Source organism: Pseudomonas sp. D5(2026) (genome assembly GCF_057766845.1).
On record NZ_CM173421.1, the window covers coordinates 5,101,756 to 5,119,954 of the forward strand.

Annotated in this window: 13 protein-coding genes; 8 read left to right on the forward strand and 5 right to left on the reverse strand. The window is 63.0% G+C overall.

Going from position 1 to position 18,199, the window contains the following annotated elements:
* Positions 1-1,219 precede the first annotated feature (1,219 nt).
* The 7 genes from AC3B5Q_RS23560 to yccS all read left to right on the forward strand — a co-directional run bounded on the left by AC3B5Q_RS23560 (position 1,220) and on the right by yccS (position 12,499).
* Positions 1,220-3,022 carry an acyl-CoA dehydrogenase gene (locus AC3B5Q_RS23560; protein WP_028697113.1) on the forward strand — a complete coding sequence of 601 codons (1,803 nt, stop codon included), beginning with the start codon at positions 1,220-1,222 and terminating at the stop codon, positions 3,020-3,022.
* A 31-nt stretch (positions 3,023-3,053) separates the two neighbouring features.
* Positions 3,054-4,496, forward strand: a complete 1,443-nt coding sequence (locus tag AC3B5Q_RS23565; RefSeq protein WP_135192901.1) for a TldD/PmbA family protein — start codon at positions 3,054-3,056, stop codon at positions 4,494-4,496.
* Entirely contained in the window at positions 4,496-5,815 is a 1,320-nt protein-coding gene (locus AC3B5Q_RS23570) for a TldD/PmbA family protein (RefSeq protein ID WP_103469616.1), read from the forward strand. The genes AC3B5Q_RS23565 and AC3B5Q_RS23570 overlap by 1 nt, the downstream gene beginning before the upstream one ends.
* 107 nt (positions 5,816-5,922) lie before the next feature.
* Positions 5,923-7,350, forward strand: a complete 1,428-nt coding sequence (gene mdtD, locus AC3B5Q_RS23575) for a multidrug transporter subunit MdtD (RefSeq protein WP_021783790.1) — start codon at positions 5,923-5,925, stop codon at positions 7,348-7,350.
* Positions 7,351-7,462: 112 nt separating this feature from the next.
* Positions 7,463-8,800 (forward strand): ATP-dependent RNA helicase DbpA, encoded by a 1,338-nt coding sequence (gene dbpA, locus AC3B5Q_RS23580; RefSeq protein WP_235776642.1) that lies wholly within the window; start codon positions 7,463-7,465, stop codon positions 8,798-8,800.
* Positions 8,801-8,922: 122 nt separating this feature from the next.
* On the forward strand, positions 8,923-10,104 hold the full coding sequence (locus AC3B5Q_RS23585) for a BaiN/RdsA family NAD(P)/FAD-dependent oxidoreductase (RefSeq protein WP_021783788.1): 1,182 nt from the start codon (positions 8,923-8,925) through the stop codon (positions 10,102-10,104).
* A gap of 211 nt (positions 10,105-10,315) precedes the next feature.
* Entirely contained in the window at positions 10,316-12,499 is a 2,184-nt protein-coding gene (gene yccS / locus AC3B5Q_RS23590; protein ID WP_053870503.1) for a YccS family putative transporter, read from the forward strand.
* Positions 12,500-12,529: 30 nt separating this feature from the next.
* Here yccS and AC3B5Q_RS23595 read toward each other — a convergent pair whose 3' ends face one another.
* Complete coding sequence (locus AC3B5Q_RS23595) at positions 12,530-13,267, reverse strand: substrate-binding periplasmic protein (protein WP_028698230.1); 738 nt, start codon at positions 13,265-13,267, stop codon at positions 12,530-12,532.
* Between the two features lie 154 nt (positions 13,268-13,421).
* Between AC3B5Q_RS23595 and AC3B5Q_RS23600 the strand changes: the two genes are divergently transcribed.
* The gene (locus AC3B5Q_RS23600; protein WP_392525669.1) at positions 13,422-13,874 is read left to right on the forward strand and encodes a GNAT family N-acetyltransferase; all 453 of its coding nucleotides are present in this window, start codon (positions 13,422-13,424) and stop codon (positions 13,872-13,874) included.
* 33 nt (positions 13,875-13,907) lie between these two features.
* Here AC3B5Q_RS23600 and AC3B5Q_RS23605 read toward each other — a convergent pair whose 3' ends face one another.
* The 4 genes from AC3B5Q_RS23605 to fba form a co-directional block, all read right to left on the reverse strand.
* Complete coding sequence (locus AC3B5Q_RS23605; protein WP_016395304.1) at positions 13,908-14,204, reverse strand: winged helix-turn-helix domain-containing protein; 297 nt, start codon at positions 14,202-14,204, stop codon at positions 13,908-13,910.
* A gap of 12 nt (positions 14,205-14,216) precedes the next feature.
* On the reverse strand, positions 14,217-14,717 hold the full coding sequence (locus tag AC3B5Q_RS23610; RefSeq protein WP_003249394.1) for a M48 metallopeptidase family protein: 501 nt from the start codon (positions 14,715-14,717) through the stop codon (positions 14,217-14,219).
* A gap of 39 nt (positions 14,718-14,756) precedes the next feature.
* Positions 14,757-16,883: a putative bifunctional diguanylate cyclase/phosphodiesterase gene (locus tag AC3B5Q_RS23615; RefSeq protein ID WP_021783784.1), complete on the reverse strand. Its 2,127-nt coding sequence runs from the start codon at positions 16,881-16,883 to the stop codon at positions 14,757-14,759.
* 211 nt (positions 16,884-17,094) lie between these two features.
* Positions 17,095-18,159 carry a class II fructose-bisphosphate aldolase gene (gene fba / locus AC3B5Q_RS23620; RefSeq protein ID WP_021783783.1) on the reverse strand — a complete coding sequence of 355 codons (1,065 nt, stop codon included), beginning with the start codon at positions 18,157-18,159 and terminating at the stop codon, positions 17,095-17,097.
* Between the last annotated feature and the right edge of the window lie 40 nt (positions 18,160-18,199).

An 18,199-nucleotide genomic window follows, 5' to 3' on the forward strand; every position in this document is an offset into this window, starting at 1 on the left:
TGGGTTTGGGGGGCTGGGGCTCGCCACAACATTTTCTGCGCCTGCAAGACCGAGCGCCTCTGCCGCCATACCCTCAAAGCCACACCGCATGGCGCGCCACGCCGCACGGCATGAGGTTGCGCAATGGCCGGGCATGTTTGCCGTGGATGTTATGCCGTTGCTGAAATCGAGCGCCGCCCGCGCGGCGCATCGCGAGCTGTGCTCGCTCCTACGTTTGTTTCGGGCCAGTAACGCCCGTGACAGGCGCGCGCGACCGTTTTGTTTGTTCGGCGCAATATCGCGACATGCCCCAAAGCGCCCGCGCGCAAATCCCCCAGAAATAATTGGCCCGAAACAAACGTAGGAGCGAGCGCAGCTCGCGATGCGCCGCGCGGGCGGCGCTCGGTCTCCAAGACGACGCACCTCTGCCGCCATACCCTCAAAGCCACACCGCATGGCACGCCACGCCGCATGGCATGAGGTTGCGCAATGGCCGGGCATGTTTGCCGTGGATGTTATGCCGTTGCTGAAATCGAGCGCCGCCCGCGCGGCGCATCGCGAGCTGCGCTCGCTCCTACGTCTGTTTCGGGCCAGTAACGCCCGTGACAGGCGCGCGCGACCGTTTTGTTTGTTCGGCGCAATATCGCGACATGCCCCAAAGCGCCCGCGCGCAAATCCCCCAGAAATAATTGGCCCGAAACAAACGTAGGAGCGAGCGCAGCTCGCGATGCGCCGCGCGGGCGGCGCTCGGTCTCCCAGACGACGCACCTCTAACGCCATACCCTTAAAGCCATGGCGCATGGCACGCCACACCGCATGGCATGAGGTTGCGCAATGGCCGGGCATGTTTGCCGTGGATGTTATGCCGTTGCTGAAATCGAGCGCCGCCCGCGCGGCGCATCGCGAGCTGCGCTCGCTCCTACATCTGTTTCGGGCCAGTAACGCCCGTGACAGGCGCGCGCGACCGTTTTGTTTGTTCGGCGCAATATCGCGACATGCCCCAAAGCGCCCGCGCGCAAATCCCCCAGAAATAACCGACCCGAAACAAACGTAGGAGCGAGCGCAGCTCGCGATGCGCCGCGCGGGCGGCGCTCGGTCTCCCAGACGACGCACCTCTAACGCCATCCCCTTAAAGCCATGGCGCTCGCCCTTTCTAAAACAATATCACTCACACCTATTAACCTGTCCCCTCCCGCACCAGGCCCCTACACTCGCAGCATCCCGCCTCAGGACCGCCACCATGCCCGAGACCTTGCTCAGCCCCCGCAACCTCGCCTTCGAGCTCTACGAAGTCCTCGACGCCGAAGCCCTGACCCAACGCCCGCGCTTCGCCGAACACAGCCGTGAAACCTTCGATGCGGCACTGACCACCGCGCGTACCGTCGCCGAGAAGTATTTCGCCCCGCACAACCGCAAGGCCGACGAAAACGAACCACGCTATGTGGATGGCCGCGCCGAACTGATTCCCGAAGTAAAACCCGCCGTCGACGCCTTCCTCGAAGCCGGCTTCCTCAACGCCAACCGGGACTTCGAGGTTGGTGGCATGCAGCTGCCCAGCCTGGTCTCGCAAGCCTGCTTCGCCCACTTCCAGGCCACCAACGCGGGCACCACAGCCTACCCATTCCTGACCATGGGCGCGGCCAACCTGATCGAGAGCTTCGGCTCCGATGAACAGAAGCGCCTGTTCCTGCAACCGATGATCGAGGGCCGCTACTTCGGCACCATGGCGCTGACCGAACCCCACGCCGGCTCTTCGCTGGCCGACATCCGCACCCGTGCTGAACCAGCAGACGACGGCAGCTACCGACTCAAAGGCAACAAGATCTTCATTTCCGGCGGCGACCACGAACTGTCGGAAAACATCGTGCACATGGTGCTGGCCAAGCTTCCGGACGCCCCGCCCGGGGTTAAGGGCATCTCGCTGTTCATCGTGCCCAAGTACCACGTAAACCCGGACGGCAGCCGTGGCCCGCGCAACGATGTGCTGCTGGCCGGGCTGTTCCACAAAATGGGCTGGCGCGGCACCACCTCCACAGCCCTGAACTTCGGCGACAATGGCCAGTGCGTCGGGTACCTGGTCGGCCAGCCGCACCAAGGCCTGGCCTGCATGTTCCAGATGATGAACGAAGCACGTATCGGCGTTGGCATGGGGGCGGTCATGCTCGGTTACGCCGGCTACCTGTATTCGCTGGAGTACGCCCGCCAGCGACCGCAAGGCCGGCTGCCGGACAGCAAAGACCCGCTCAGCCCGGCAGTACCGATCATTGCGCACACCGATGTGAAACGAATGCTGCTGGCACAAAAGGCTTATGTAGAAGGCGCCTTCGACCTGGGCCTGTACGCAGCGCGCCTGTTCGACGATACCCAGACCGCCGACGACGAAACGTCGCGCAACCAAGCGCAGGCGCTGCTCGACCTGCTGACCCCGATCGTCAAATCCTGGCCTTCGACGTTCTGCCTCAAGGCCAATGAACTGGCGATCCAGGTTCTCGGCGGCCACGGCTACACCCGCGAATACCCGGTCGAGCAGTACTACCGCGACAACCGCCTGAATCCGATCCACGAAGGTACCGAAGGTATTCAGTCGCTCGATTTGCTCGGCCGCAAGCTGGCGCAGAACAATGGTGCCGGCCTCAAGCAACTGATCCGCCTGATCGCCACCACCGGCGAGCGCGCCAGCCATCACCCCAACCTGGACCTGCTGCGCCAGCCGCTGGAGCAGTTGGTCAACCGCCTGCAAGGCGTAACCCTGGCCCTGCTCGGCGATCTGGCCCAAGGCAAAGTCGCTGGTGCCTTGGCCAACTCTGCCTTGTACCTCAAGGCCTTCGGCCACTGCGTGATCGGCTGGCGCTGGCTTGAGCAGGCGGTTCACGCCGAGCTTGGCCTGCTCAAGGCAAGCGCTGCTGATCGCGACTTCTACCTCGGCAAGCTGCAAGCCGCACGTTATTTCCTGACCTGGGAAGTACCGGGCTGCCATAATGAGCTGGCATTGCTCGAGGCACACGACGATACCTGCCTCGCCATGCAAGACGGGTGGTTCTAGGGGGAGCCACCGTGTACACGGAGGCATCCGCATGTTCGATTCCAGCGCCCTGCTGCGCCAGCGCTTTGCCGCGCTGCGCAGTACGGCCGAGTTGTTTTCCCTGCGCCATGTAAAACAGTCGCACCAGGCGCTTTCAGTTCGCCGCAACGTCGCCGAACCACCCTTCTTCAGCCAGGATGAGGGCGCCATGCTCACCGTGCGGGTCAATGGCGTGGAGGCCTACGCTGCCACCGCCGACCTGTCCCAGGCTGGCCTGCAGCGCGCCCTTGAGCAAGCCGAGGCGCTGGCGCGGCAGATCGCCCGGCACAGCCTGCTGGACCTGCGCGAACAAGCGGTGACCAGCGCACGCCACGACCATGTCTCGCCCAACTTCGACCAACCCGTACCCAGCCTCGCCGACTGCCTTGGCCTGCTCGCCGATGAATCGGCCAGCGTGCCCAGGGACAGCCGCCTTGTGGACTGGCAGGCCAGCCTGGGGCTGAGCCTGGTCGAGCAAACCTACCTCAACTCGGCCGGCGCCGAGCTGCGCCACGCCCAGCGCTTCCTGTTCCCGGGCCTTGGCGTAACTGCCAGCGATGGCCAGGACAGCCAGAGCCGCAGCCTGGGCCGCGACAACTTCGGCCAACAGGGTGGTTTCGAGATCATCGAGCGCTGTGGCCTGGTCGGCGCGGCCAGCCGGGTGGCCGACGAAGCGCTGCAACTGTTGCTGGCACCGAACACCCCCAGCGGCCCGCGTGACCTGCTGTTGATGCCGGACCAGATGATGCTGCAGATTCACGAATCCATCGGCCACCCGCTGGAGATGGACCGCATTCTCGGCGACGAGCGCAACTACGCAGGCACCAGCTTCGTCAAAGCCAGCGACTTCGGCCACCTGCAGTACGGTTCCAGCCTGCTGAACGTGACCTTCGACCCGACCATTGGCGAAGAGCTGGCCAGCTACAGTCATGACGACGACGGCACCCCGGCCAGCAAAGCATTCCTGATACGCGACGGCCTGCTGCTGCGCCCGCTGGGTGGCGCGCTGTCTCAGTTCCGCTCTGGCCTGGACGGCGTGGCCAACAGCCGTGCCTGCGGCTGGAACCGCGCGCCGATCGACCGCATGGCCAACCTCAACATCGAGCCTGGTGAGCAAAGCCTGCCGCAACTGATCCAGGGCATCGAGCACGGCATCCTGATGCGTACCAACCGTTCCTGGTCCATCGACGATGCGCGCAACAAGTTCCAGTTCGGCTGCGAATGGGGCCAGTTGATTGAAAATGGCGAGCTCAAGGGCATCGTCAAGAACCCCAACTACCGCGGCATCTCCGCGCAGTTCTGGCGCAACCTGTCGGCGGTTGGCGACCACAGTACCTTCCAGGTGCTGGGCACGCCCAACTGTGGCAAGGGCGAACCCAATCAGGTGGTGCGGGTCGGCCATGCCTCGCCGGCCTGTGTATTCCGCCAGATCGATGTATTCGGAGGAGACGCCTGATGAAGCACGCTTTCGAAAACCTGGTCGGGGATGTGCACGCCGCCCTTCAGGCAGGCGAGCAGTTCACCCTCGGTTACAGTGCCGAGCAATCGCAGTTCGTGCGTTTCAACCATGCCAAGGTGCGCCAGGCCGGCGAAGTCAGCCAGGCCAGCGCGCAGCTGCGGCTGGTGCGCGATGGGCGCCAGGCGGAACAGCAGGTGACCTTGAGTGGCGACGCACAACTGGATCGCCAGCGCCTGAACGTTGCGCTCGAGCAGTTGCGTCAGACCTTGCCGCTGCTGGCCCTCGACCCTTACCTGCGCCTGGACGAAAATGCCTGGCACAGCCATAGCGTGCAGGAACACCCCCTGCCCGCACTGAACGAAGTACTGGATCTGCTCGAGCGTGAAGCAGGCGACCTGGACTTGGTCGGCATCTATGCCGCCGGCCCGGTCTGCCGGGGCTTCGCCAGCTCGTTCGGCGCCTTCGGCTGGCACCAGGCCAACAGTTTCAACGTCGACTGGAGTCTGTTCCACGCTAATGGCCAGGCGGTGAAGGCCAACTATGCCGGCCAGGCCTGGAGTGCCGACGACTTCACCGCACGCCTGCGCCAAGCACGAGAGCAGTTGGGCTTCCTCGGTCGCCCGGCAGTTACCCTCAAGCCCGGCACCTACCGCGCCTACCTTGCACCTGCGGCCATGGACGAAGTCGCCGGCATGCTGTGCTGGGGCGGTTTTTCCGCGCAAGCCCTGGCCACTGGCAACAGCGCTCTGCAGCGCCTGTACAACGGCGATGCACGGCTTAGCCCGCTGGTGAGTTTTACCGAGCAGGTAAGTGGCTCACTTAGCCCGGCATTTTCCGATGAAGGTGCGCCGCGTCTGGATGTGCCGCTGATCCAGCAAGGCGAGGCCCGGCAGCAGTTGATCAGTGCGCGCAGTGCGGCCGAGTTCGAGCTGCAGGCCAATGGCGCCGACGGCTATGAGTCGCCCTGTGCGCTCAGCCTGGCGCCGGGCAATCTGGCCAGTGCGCAGATCCTTGAGCGGCTGGGCACCGGCCTGTACATCAGCAACCTGTGGTACCTGAACTACTCGGACCTGCCAGCGGCGCGCATGACCGGGCTGACCCGCTTCGCCACCTTCTGGGTAGAAGACGGGCAGATCCAGGGGCCGGTGAGTACCATGCGCTTCGATGACAGCCTGTACAGCTTGCTGGGCAGCCAGCTTGAGGACCTGACCCAGGAGCGCGAGATGATCCTGTCCACCAGTACTTACGGGCAGCGCAGTACTGGGTCGAGTCATTTGCCCGGGGCGCTGGTCAAAGGCCTGACCCTGACATTGTAATAGGCATTGATGGCCCTATCGCGGGCAAGCCCGCTCCTACAGGGGGCGCCAAACCCTTGCAGAAGCGGGTACCCGCGAAGAGGCTGGCACTGACAAACGAGGAAGTCATGCCCGAACGCACCCCGCTGGACCCCGTCACCGCCCGCTGGATCCCTTGGGTGGTGGCCATCGCTTTTTTCATGCAGTCCCTGGACGGCACCATCCTCAACACTGCGCTGCCAGCCATGGCCCGCTCGTTGGCCGAAGACCCATTGCGCATGCAGGGTGTGATCATTGCCTACATGCTCACCGTGGCCCTGCTGATCCCTGCCTCCGGCTGGATCGCCGACCGTTTCGGCACCAAGCGCATCTTCTTCAGCGCCATCTTGCTGTTCAGCTTTGGTTCGCTGCTGTGCGCCGTAGCCAACAGCCTTGGCTTCCTGATCTTCGCCCGCGTCGTGCAGGGCCTGGGCGGTGCACTGATGCTGCCGGTCGGGCGGCTGGTGGTGCTGCGCGCCTACCCCCGCAGCGAGCTGGTGCGGATCATGAGTTTCATCACCATCCCCGGTCTGCTCGGGCCATTGCTGGGTCCAACGGTCGGTGGCTGGCTGGTGGAAATCCTCAGCTGGCACTGGATCTTTCTGCTCAACCTGCCAGTCGGCCTGCTTGGCTGCATTGCCGTGTGGAAGTTCATCCCGGACTTGCGCGGCGCCGAGCGCACCACCTTCGACGGCCCTGGTTTCCTGCTGTTTGGCGCAGCGATGGTACTGATCACCATTGCAATGGAAGGCCTGGGCGAGCTGCACCTGCCGCACTTGCGGGTAATGTTGCTGCTGTTCGCCGGCATGGCCTGCCTGGCCGCGTACTGGCTGCGAGCCGGGCGCGACCCGGAGCCGCTGTTCTCGCCCAGCCTGTTCCGCGTGCGCACCTTCGCCATCGGCATCCTCGGCAACCTGTTCGCCCGCTTGGGCAGCGGCGCTCTGCCCTTCCTGGTGCCGTTGCTGCTGCAGGTCGCGCTGGGCTACTCGCCCGCCCAGGCAGGCATGAGCATGATCCCGCTGGCGGTGGCGGCCATGCTGGCCAAGTCCATTGCCCGACCGCTGATCGAACGGTTCGGATATCGCATCATTCTGACCGGTAATACCTTGCTGCTGGGCATCCTGCTGGCAAGCCTGGGCCTGGTGGACGAGCAGACGCCCTATTGGCTGCTGTTGGTGCAACTTGGCCTTCTGGGTGCCGTGAACTCCATGCAGTTCACGGCGATGAACACAGTGACGCTCATCGATCTCGACGATGCCAGCGCCAGCAGCGGTAACAGCCTGCTGTCGGTGGTCGCGCAACTTTCGCTGAGCCTGGGCGTGGCCTGCGCCGGCGCACTGTTGGGTGGCTTTACTGCGGCAGGCAGCGCCGAGGGCGTGGAAACCACCCTGGGCGCGTTCCAGCTGACCTTCGTCACCATCGGTGTAATGGCCATGCTGGCGGCGGCGATCTTCCTGCAACTGGCGCCGACGGACGGAAGGCGTGCCCGTCGTCCGGAACAACACATGGAGTCGTAGGGCGAATGGCCACGAGGCTGGTAGACTGTGCGGCATTTTTCGCTTCGCAACGCAGGCCCGCCTCGTGACCACCGAATCCACCGCCTTTGCTACCTTGCCGCTGTCCACTGCCATGCTGGCCAACCTGGACGCCCTCGGCTATGCCTCGATGACGCCTATCCAGGCCCAGAGCCTGCCTGTCATCCTCAAAGGCCAGGACCTGATCGCCCAGGCCAAGACCGGTAGCGGCAAGACCGCCGCCTTCGGCATCGGCCTGCTCAACCCGATCAACCCGCGCTACTTCGGCTGCCAGGCGTTGGTGCTCTGCCCTACCCGCGAGCTCGCCGACCAGGTGGCCAAGGAGCTGCGCCGCCTGGCCCGCGCCGAGGACAACATCAAGATCCTGACCCTGTGCGGCGGTGTTTCGCTTGGCCCACAGATCGCGTCGCTGGAGCACGGCGCACACATCATCGTCGGCACTCCAGGGCGCATCCAGCAGCACCTGGACAAAGGCACCCTTGTACTGGACGGGTTGAACACCCTGGTACTGGACGAAGCCGACCGCATGCTCGACATGGGCTTCTTCGACGCCATCGCCAGCATCATCGGCAAGACCCCGTCGCGCCGTCAGACCCTGCTGTTCTCTGCCACCTACCCGGCCGGCATCAAGCAACTGGCCGCCGACTTCATGCGCAACCCGCAGCAGGTCAAGGTCGAGAGCCTGCACGCCGACAACCAGATCGAGCAGCGTTTCATCGAGATTGACCCGCAACAACGTCTGGAAGCCGTCACCCGCGTGCTCGGCCACTACCGCCCGCAGTCGTGCGTAGCGTTCTGCTTCACCAAGCAGCAATGCGAGGACGTGGTTGCCCACCTGACCGCCAAGGGCATCGTCGCCCAGGCCCTGCACGGCGACCTGGAGCAGCGCGACCGTGACCAGGTGCTGACCATGTTCGCCAACCGCAGCAGCTCGGTGCTGGTGGCTACCGACGTGGCCGCCCGCGGTCTGGACATCGATGGCCTGGACATGGTCATCAACGTGGAACTGGCACGTGATGCGGAAATCCACGTGCACCGCGTGGGCCGCACCGGCCGCGCCGGCGAGAAAGGCATTGCGGTCAGCCTGGTGGCTCCGGCCGAAGGCCACCGCGCCCAGGCCATCGAAGCGCTGCAGAAGAGCCCGCTGCGCTGGGACCAGCTGGACAGCCTGAAAAACAAGGGCGGCGAGCCCCTGCTGCCAGTGATGACCACGCTGTGCATTGCCGCTGGCCGCAAGGACAAGCTGCGCCCTGGCGACATCCTGGGGGCCTTGACCGGTGATGCCGGCATCCCGGGCAAGCAGGTGGGCAAGATTGCCATCTTCGACTTTCAGGCGTTTGTGGCCGTGGAGCGGGCGCTGGCCAAGCAGGCCATGCAGCGGCTGAACAGCGGCAAGATCAAGGGCCGCGCCCTGAAAGTCCGCATTATCTAAATGCCAGGCAAATCCCCTGTAGAAGCGGTTTTACCCACGAATGCGGCAGTGAATGCACCATCGCATTCGCGGGTGAACCCGCTCCCACAGGGTTCAGCATTTCAACTCTGAAGGTTCATACAGTGCACTCCACCGACGTGATCATCCTTGGCGCCGGCGCCGCCGGCCTGATGTGCGCCCAGCTCAGTGCCCGTCGCGGCCGCCGGGTGCTGCTGCTCGACCACGCCAACAAGCCAGGCAAGAAGATCCTCATGTCCGGCGGCGGGCGCTGCAACTTCACCAACATGTACACCGAGCCGGCCAACTTCCTTTCGCACAACGCACACTTCTGCAAGTCGGCGCTGGCTCGCTACACCCAATGGGACTTCATCGAACTGGTCTGCAAGCACGGCGTGGCCTACCACGAGAAGAAACTCGGGCAACTGTTCTGCGACAACAAGGCCAGCGACATCCTCGACATGCTGCTGGCCGAGTGTGACGAGGCCGGCGCCGAGATCCGCATGCACACCAGCATCGAACAGATCGAGAAGACCGAAAGCGGCTATATGTTGCAGACCAGCAGCGGCCAGTTCGCCTGCCAGTCGCTGGTCATCGCCACCGGCGGCCTGTCGATCCCGACCCTGGGCGCCACCGGTTTCGGCTACCAGGTGGCCCGCCAGTTCGGCCACACCCTGCTGCCAACCCGCGCCGGGCTGGTGCCATTCACCATCACCGAGCCCCAACTCAAGGCGATGTGCACCGAATTGTCTGGCACCTCGCTGGACTGCACCGCCAGTTGCAATGGCACCAGTTTCCGCGAAAACCTGCTGTTCACGCACCGCGGCCTGAGCGGTCCGGCGATCTTGCAGATCTCGTCATTCTGGGAAGCCGGTGACACGGTCGAGATCAACCTGTTGCCCGACCGCGATGCGCTGACCTGGCTGCAACAGATGCAGGCCGAGCGCGCCAACGCCGAACTGAAGACCGTGCTGGGCGAGGTCTTCACTCGCAAGCTGGCCAACCTGCTGGCCGAGCAGTGGTTCGAGTCCAGACCGATGAAGCAGTACACCCCGGCAGAACTGGCACAAATCGCCGAAAAGCTGGCGAACTGGCAAGTTGTGCCGGCCGGCACCGAAGGCTACCGCACCGCCGAAGTGACCCTGGGCGGCGTGGATACCCGCGAGGTGTCGTCCAAGACCATGGAATCGCTGAAAAGCCCCGGTTTGTACTTCATCGGTGAAGTGCTGGATGTCACCGGCCACCTGGGCGGTTTCAACTTCCAGTGGGCCTGGGCATCAGCGAACGCCGCAGCGCAGTTCGTGTAGGGTAGAATCCTTTCAGCAGCACGGAACGCTTCTTGCTGGCCCGTGTTTGGAGCCGTTATTGGGGCCGCTTCGCGTCCCTTCGCGGGCACGCCCGTTCCCACAGGGTTCTTTGTAGAACGTGTGGGAGCGGGCGTGCCCGCGAAGGGGCGCGAAGCGGCCCCAATAACCGGCCCTGAAAGGTATTCTTCTGATCACCGCCTGGCAGGCCATCATGTCATCGAGCTCGTTCCGTCAGTCACTGCGTCGCCTGTGGGGCCAAGACAAGTTCAGCTACAGCATCCGGGTCACCATTGCCCTCACCGGCAGTCTGGCCCTGTGCTGGTACCAGAACGAGATGGCCCTGCTGATTCCACTGTTCCTCGGCATCATCGCCAGCGCCCTGGCCGAAACCGACGACAGCTGGCAGGGCCGCCTCAGCGCCCTGGCCGTTACCCTGGTTTGTTTCGCCATCGCTGCACTGGCGGTCGAGTTGCTGTTCCCTTACCCCTGGATCTTCGTCATTGCCCTGGCCCTGGCCGCCTTTGGCCTGACCATGCTCGGAGCGCTGGGCGAGCGCTACGGCGCCATCGCTTCGGCCACCTTGATCACTGCGGTCTACACCATGATCGGCGTGGACCAGCGCGGCGGCCAGGTCACCGACTTCTGGCACGAACCGCTGCTGCTGGTGGCAGGTGCGGCCTGGTACGGGCTGTTGTCGGTGCTGTGGCAGGCGCTGTTTTCCAACCAGCCGGTACAACAGAGCCTGGCCAAACTGTTCTTCGAGCTGGGCAGCTACCTCAAGCTCAAGGCCAGCCTGTTCGAACCGGTCCGCACGCTCGACGTCGAGGCCCGGCGCCTGGAACTGGCCCAGCAGAACGGCAAGGTGGTGGCAGCGCTGAACGCCGCCAAGGAAATCATCCTGCACCGGGTGGGCAACAGCCAACCAAACTCGAAGGTAAGCCGCTACCTCAAGCTGTACTTCCTGGCCCAGGACATCCACGAGCGTGTCAGTGCCTCGCACTACCCCTACAACGCTCTGACCGAGGCGTTTTTCCACAGTGACGTCATGTTCCGCTGCCAGCGCCTGCTGCGTAAGCAAGGCTCATCGTGCCAGGAGCTGGCCCGCTCGATCCGCCTGCGCCAACCGTTCGTGCTGGCCAGCGGTTATCCTGAAGCCCTCGAGGACCTCAACGCTTCGCTCGAACACCTGCGCATTCAGAGCAACCCGGCCTGGCGCAGCCTGCTGCGCTCGCTGCGGGCGCTGGCTGCCAACCTGGCAACGCTGGACCGCCTGCTCAGTGCCGCCAGCAACCCGGACAGCCTGGCCGATGCCAGCGACAGCAGCCTGCTCGACCGCTCGCCACGCTCGCTGAAGGACGTATGGACGCGCCTGCGCACCCAGCTCACACCGACCTCGCTGTTATTCCGGCATGCCTTGCGCCTGCCGCTGGCGCTGTCGATCGGCTATGGCATGGTGCACCTGATTCACCCGACCCAGGGCTACTGGATCATCCTCACCACGCTGTTCGTGTGCCAGCCCAACTACGGGGCCACCCGGCGCAAGCTGGTGCAGCGAATCTTCGGCACTGCCGTTGGCCTGACAGTGGGCTGGGCCTTGTTCGATCTGTTCCCTAACCCGGTCATCCAGTCGTTGTTCGCCGTGGTTGCCGGGGTGGTGTTCTTCGTCAACCGCACGACCCGCTACACCCTGGCCACTGCCGCGATCACCCTGATGGTGCTGTTCTGCTTCAACCAGATCGGCGATGGCTACGGCCTGTTCCTGCCACGCCTGTTCGATACTCTGGTGGGCAGCCTGATTGCCATCCTCGCGGTATTCCTGTTCCTGCCTGACTGGCAGGGCCGACGGCTGAACAAGGCGCTGGCCAATACCCTGGCCTGCGCCAGCGTCTACCTGCGCCAGATCATGCAGCAGTATGCCCACGGCAAGCGCGACGACCTGGCCTATCGCCTGGCCCGGCGCAATGCCCACAACGCTGACGCGGCGCTGTCCACCACCTTGGCCAACATGCTGATGGAGCCGGGGCATTTCCGTAAGGAAGCCGACGTTGGCTTTCGCTTCCTGGTGCTGTCGCACACCCTGCTCAGCTACCTCTCGGGGTTAGGCGCGCACCGCGACACGGCGTTGCCGGCGGAGGTACAGGAGCAGTTGATCGAAGGCGCCGGGCAAAGCCTGGCCAACAGCCTGGACGAGATTGCCAACGGCCTGGCTGCACGGCTGCCGGTGGCGATTCACAGTGATACCGAAGAGGCGCTGGCCAATGCCCTGGAGCAGATGCCGGAAGATCTGGATGAGCATCAGCGGTTGGTGCAGACGCAGTTGGCATTGATATGCCGCCAGCTAGGGCCATTGCGGACCCTGGCGGCACACCTGATCAAAGAAGGTGCCCCGGCCTGATAGTTTTATTGCCTGTGCTGGCCGCTGCGCTCAAAAACCATACTGACGCAGCAGCCGGGCATAGCTGCCATCCGCCTTCATCGCCGCAATCGCCTGCTCAAAGCGCTGTACGATCCGCCTATGCTCCGGGTGCTTCAGGCTGACCAGAATATGCAGGGTGTTCTCCCCTAGCGGCGGCTCCACCAGCATCACTCCATCACGTACTTCCTGCGGCTCACGTTGCAGGTTGTAGCGGGCCACGTACTCGTCTTCCACCGCCAGGCTTACCCGCCCCGCCGCCAACATGCGTACCGCAGAAGAAAAGTTGCGCACCGGCACCTTGTGCAGACGGGGATCCCCGTCGAATTCCGGTGAATAGGCGTAATCGCGCACTACAGCAATGCTGTAGGGATAAAGGTCAGACTGCTGCTTGTAGCTAAACGTCTCGCCCTTGCGTTGCAGCAGCCGAATTCGATTACTGAGGTAGGCGTTGGAGAATTGCCCGATATTGGCGCGCGAATCGTTGTACCAGGCATTGATCAGCACGTCGTAGCGCCCTTCACCTACCCCCAGCAACGCACGCGCCCACGGCACCTCTTCATAGCCGCTGGCGTAGCCGGCACGGGCTAGCGCCGTAGTAACGATGGAGGTCGCAAGGCCGCCGCCCGGCATCTTGGCATCGGTGAACGGTGGCCAGTTGTCAGCCACCAGCCGTAGCTTGTCGCGACCCAGGGCGGGTGTTGCCAGCATCGTTGCCAGCAATCCCAGAACACAAAGCAGTGGCCGCATGCTCACGTCCTTTCGCATATGGAGGGCAACACTGGCAGTGAGATTACACAAAGCTGTTACCGAGGGCAGCGGCCAATAGTGTCATTTAGCCTCTATTTTGGCCGAAGCACATGCAGCATGCGATGATCCAGCCCCATCCAAGGAGTTCGTGCCAATGTCAATCGACTGGCTCTGCAAGCACCACACCGCCCTCGGCAAGGAGCAGCTCTATGCCATTTTGCAATTACGCACTGAGGTATTCGTGATGGAGCAGCGCCACGCCTATCAGGAAGTCGATGGTCAGGACCTGACCGGCGATACCTTGCACCTTATGGCCTGGCAGGAAGACAAGCTGGTGGCCTACCTGCGCCTACTGGATCCGCAATCACAAGGAGGGGATGTGGTGATCGGACGCGTGGTGACATCACCGCAAGCGCGAGGTTTGAAGCTCGAGGAAAGCTTGCTGCTCAAAGGGCTGGAGGCGGCGGAGCACTGTTGGCCGGGAGTGCCGGTGTATCTGTCGGCTCAGGCGCATTTGCAGGATTTTTATGCCCGCCATGGGTTTGCGGTGGTGAGCGGGAAGTCTCTGGTGGACGGCATCGCGACTATCGGAATGCGAAAGGGTTGAGGCCGCCCCCACGGACCGCGCCAGCTTTTCAAATCAGGGGTAGCCCAGCACTTCGCGGATCTGCCGCAAGTGTTGGATGATCCACTGCTTGTCGATCGCCCCCCAGTCATGAATGCGGTAATGCCCGGCATGGTTGCGTGCGCCTTCCTGCTGTTCGAACTCGCAGACGATGTCCAGGTCGGCCAGCGCGGCGATAGTGTCCTGGGCTGTGCGACGGGGCATGCCGGTGGCCTCCATCAGGGCGGGCACGCTGGTCGCGGTCTGGCTGTCGATCAGCCAGGCCACGTACAGGCGGCGGTAGAAGCTGCTCTTGGTCTTGCTTACTTCCATGCTGCATGTTCCTTAGAGGTTGCCCGGCAGCTCCCGGTAGGTCAGGTAGACGCGCAGGTCGAATTCCAGTTGGTGATAGTCCGGCTCCATGTGCTGGCAGAGCTGGTAGAACGCCTTGTTGTGATCTCGCTCGCGCAGATGCGCCAACTCGTGCACCACGATCATGCGCAAGAACTGTGGCGCGGCCTCCTTGAACAGCGAGGCAATGCGGATTTCCTTCTTCGCCTTGAGCTTGCCGCCCTGCACCCGCGATACCGCCGTGTTCAAGCCCAGGGCCCGATGCGTCAGGTCGAGGCGGCTGTCGAACAGCACCTTGTCCAGGTTTGGCGCACTTCGCAGGTACTGTTGGCGTAGATCCTGGGCATAGCCATACAGCGCCTTGTCGCTTTGCACGTCATGGCGGTCAGGGTAACGGCGCTGCAGGTATTCACCCAGGCGGTCGCTGTCGATCATCTGCCGCACCTGCGCCTGCAGGTGCGGGGGATAGGCTTGCAAGTAACGTAATACGGTCATGGCGCTGTATTCGGCGTAACGAATGCCGATTCTAGCCAATCACGGCCCTGGCCAGGAGAAAATTGCCGGGAAGCCGCTAGCGTCAGCAGCAGTCATCGGATAAGCCACCAGGAAGCCCTGAACGTATTCGCAGCCATTGGCCTTGAGCCAGGCTGCCTGTGCCGGGGTCTCCACGCCCTCGGCGATCACCGTGATACGGTAGTCGGCACACAGGCCGATCACGCTGCGAACCAAAGCAGCATCTACCGCCGAATCGGGCAGCCGTGCCACCAGATGACGGTCGAGTTTGAGGGTATCGATAGGCAGATCGCGCAGCATGCGCAACGAACAGTCCCCCGCACCGAAGTCATCCAGAGCCACCCTCACGCCCAGGTCACGCAAGCGGTGTATCTGCTTGACGGCCGCATCGATGTTATACATAAGCGAGGTTTCCGCCACTTCCACTTCCAACTGCGTCGGGACAAGCTGGTAAAGCTGGATGACCCGTTGCAGCTCTTCGACCAACCCAGGCATGACGAACTGAGCGCGGCTCAGGCTGATGCCGAGCACAAGGTCCGCCGGAAACCGGTCATACCAGGCCTGCCGCTGTGCGGCCCCCTGGCGGTAGATCCAGCTGGCCAGGCGGTTGATCAGGCGCGCTTCTTCCAGCAATGGGATGAACAGCCCCGGCGGTACATCGCCAACGCTGGGGTGCTGCCAGCGCAGCAAGGCCTCGAAACCACGCAGGCGACCATCGTGGAAAGCTACCTGTGGCTGGTACACCAAGGTAAAGTCCTGCTGCTCGATGGCCATACGCACGCTGTCCTCGAGCATCAGCCGCGAGCGCGCCCGTCCATTGAGTTCCTGGTCGTAGAAGCGGTATTGCTGACGCCCAGCCTGCTTGGCTGCGTACATCGCTGTATCGGCCGAACGCAGCAGGCCTTCGACATTGGCGCCGCAGTCAGGGTAGGTGGCAATACCGATGCTGACCCCAAGGCACACATCGAGCCCGTCTACCTCATGGCTGATGGAGACACGCTCGAGCAACCGTTCGGCATAACGCCCGGCCTGCTCCGGGTAGGGCAAGCTGTCGAACAGTGCAGTGAACTCGTCGCCGCCCATGCGCGCCAGCAAGGCCTCGCTGCCCAGGCAGTCCTTGAGCTGCTCGGCCACCCAGCGTAACACCCGGTCGCCAGCGTCGTGGCCGAGCGAGTCGTTGATGCGCTTGAAGCCATCCAGGTCCATGTACATCAGCGCCTGCGCCTTGCCCGAGCGCTCGTTGCGCAACAGAGCACCTTCAGCAGCCTGGTAGAAACCACGGCGGTTGAGCAGGCCGGTGAGCGGGTCAGTAATGGCCTGATATTCCAGTTGCTGGTGCAAGTCATGCACCACCGACATATCCAGCACGGTCACCACCATGGCCTGCTGGTCGGCCGGCAACGGCGCACAGGACAGCGCCACTGGCACAGCTTCCCCCCCATGGATACGCAGTTGGGCATCGTGTACGCGGAAGATCCGTCGCCCTTGGTAGGCCTTGTAGAAGTCCGAATCGCGCCACAGGCTGGCACTGCCCAACTGCACAACGTCGAGCAACTGGGTGCCCTGCAGTTGTTGCACCGGTGCCGCCAGCAAACGGGAAATGGCCGGATTGGCAAAACTGATGATGCCATGGGCATCAACCACCAGAATGCCTTCGGCGGCATTTTCCAGGATGGACGCATTGAATGCCCTGGCCGCCTCCAGCTCGCGACTCAGTTGCTGCAGCATGCGCCGGTTGCGCTGCTGGTCGAGCAAAGCCTGGACCTTGGGCTTGAGAATTTGCGGGTCGAACGGTTTGAACATGTAGTCCACGGCGCCGCTGGCATAGCCTTTGAGCACGGCCGCTTCGGACTGTTCGTTGGCGGTGAGGAAAATGATCGGAGTCAGTCGGGTACGCTGATTGCCGCGCATCAGCCGGGCGACTTCAAAGCCGTCCATTTCCGGCATCTGTACATCCATCAACACCAGGTCGACTTCGTACTCAAGCAACGCGCTCAAGGCTTCAATCCCAGAGCTAGCCGTCAATACTTGCCAATCCTGCCGGGCCAACAAGGCCCGCATGCTGATGAGGTTCTCGGGGTAGTCGTCTACTACCAGAAGAACTGAGCTGCCATCCAGTGGCTGTTGTTGAAGGTAAGCGCCATCCATGCTGCTTCTCTGTTATGTGACCGACTTCAAAATACGGTTGGATCCATTAGTACTCTAGACCTGAGGCTGCAACACGCAATGCAATCAGAACGCTATCAGTGGCTAAACTGTACGTTAGCCGACTAACGGTCGATCCGCCGACATTACGTGCAGGCTTTCATCGCCCATAAAAAACCCGCATCGCTGCGGGTTTTTCAGTGTTACCTGTCGATCAGTTGACCTTGGCGGCCAGCTCACCTTTCAGATAGCGCTGGTACATACCTTCCAGAGAGACCGGCTTGATCTTCGAGGCATTGCCAGCGGTGCCGAAAGCTTCGTAACGGGCGATGCACACGTCGCGCATGGCCTTGATGGTTTCACCGAAGAACTTGCGCGGGTCGAACTCGCTCGGGTTCTGCGCCATCAGACGGCGCATGGCACCGGTAGACGCCAGACGCAGGTCGGTATCGATGTTGACCTTGCGCACACCATGCTTGATGCCTTCAACGATTTCTTCGACCGGTACACCGTAGGTTTCTTTGATGTCGCCGCCGTACTGGTTGATGATCGCCAGCCACTCTTGCGGTACCGAGGACGAACCGTGCATCACCAGGTGGGTGTTGGGAATGCGCTTGTGGATTTCCTTGATGCGATCGATGGCCAGCACGTCACCGGTTGGTGGCTTGGTGAACTTGTAGGCACCGTGGCTGGTACCGATGGCGATCGCCAGGGCGTCGACCTGGGTCTTCTTGACGAAGTCGGCGGCTTCTTCCGGGTCGGTCAGCATCTGGCTGTGATCCAGCACGCCTTCGGCGCCGATCCCGTCCTCTTCACCGGCCATGCCGGTTTCCAGCGAACCCAGGCAGCCCAGCTCGCCTTCAACCGAAACGCCGCAGGCGTGAGCCATGGCAACGGTCTGCTGGGTAACGCGGACGTTGTATTCGTAGTCGGTCGGGGTCTTGCCGTCTTCACCCAGCGAGCCGTCCATCATCACCGAGCTGAAGCCCAGCTGGATCGAGCGCTGGCAGACGTCAGGGCTGGTACCGTGGTCCTGGTGCATGCACACCGGAATGTGCGGGAACTCTTCGATGGCAGCCAGGATCAGGTGGCGCAGAAACGGGGCACCGGCGTATTTGCGGGCACCGGCCGAGGCCTGGACGATCACCGGAGAGTCGGTCTTGTCGGCCGCTTCCATGATGGCGCGCATCTGCTCGAGGTTGTTGACGTTGAAAGCTGGAACGCCGTAGCCGAACTCGGCGGCGTGGTCCAGCATCTGGCGCATGCTAATGAGTGCCATTGTGTATCTCTCTCCCGACAAGCGTCGTTTGTTTCGTGCA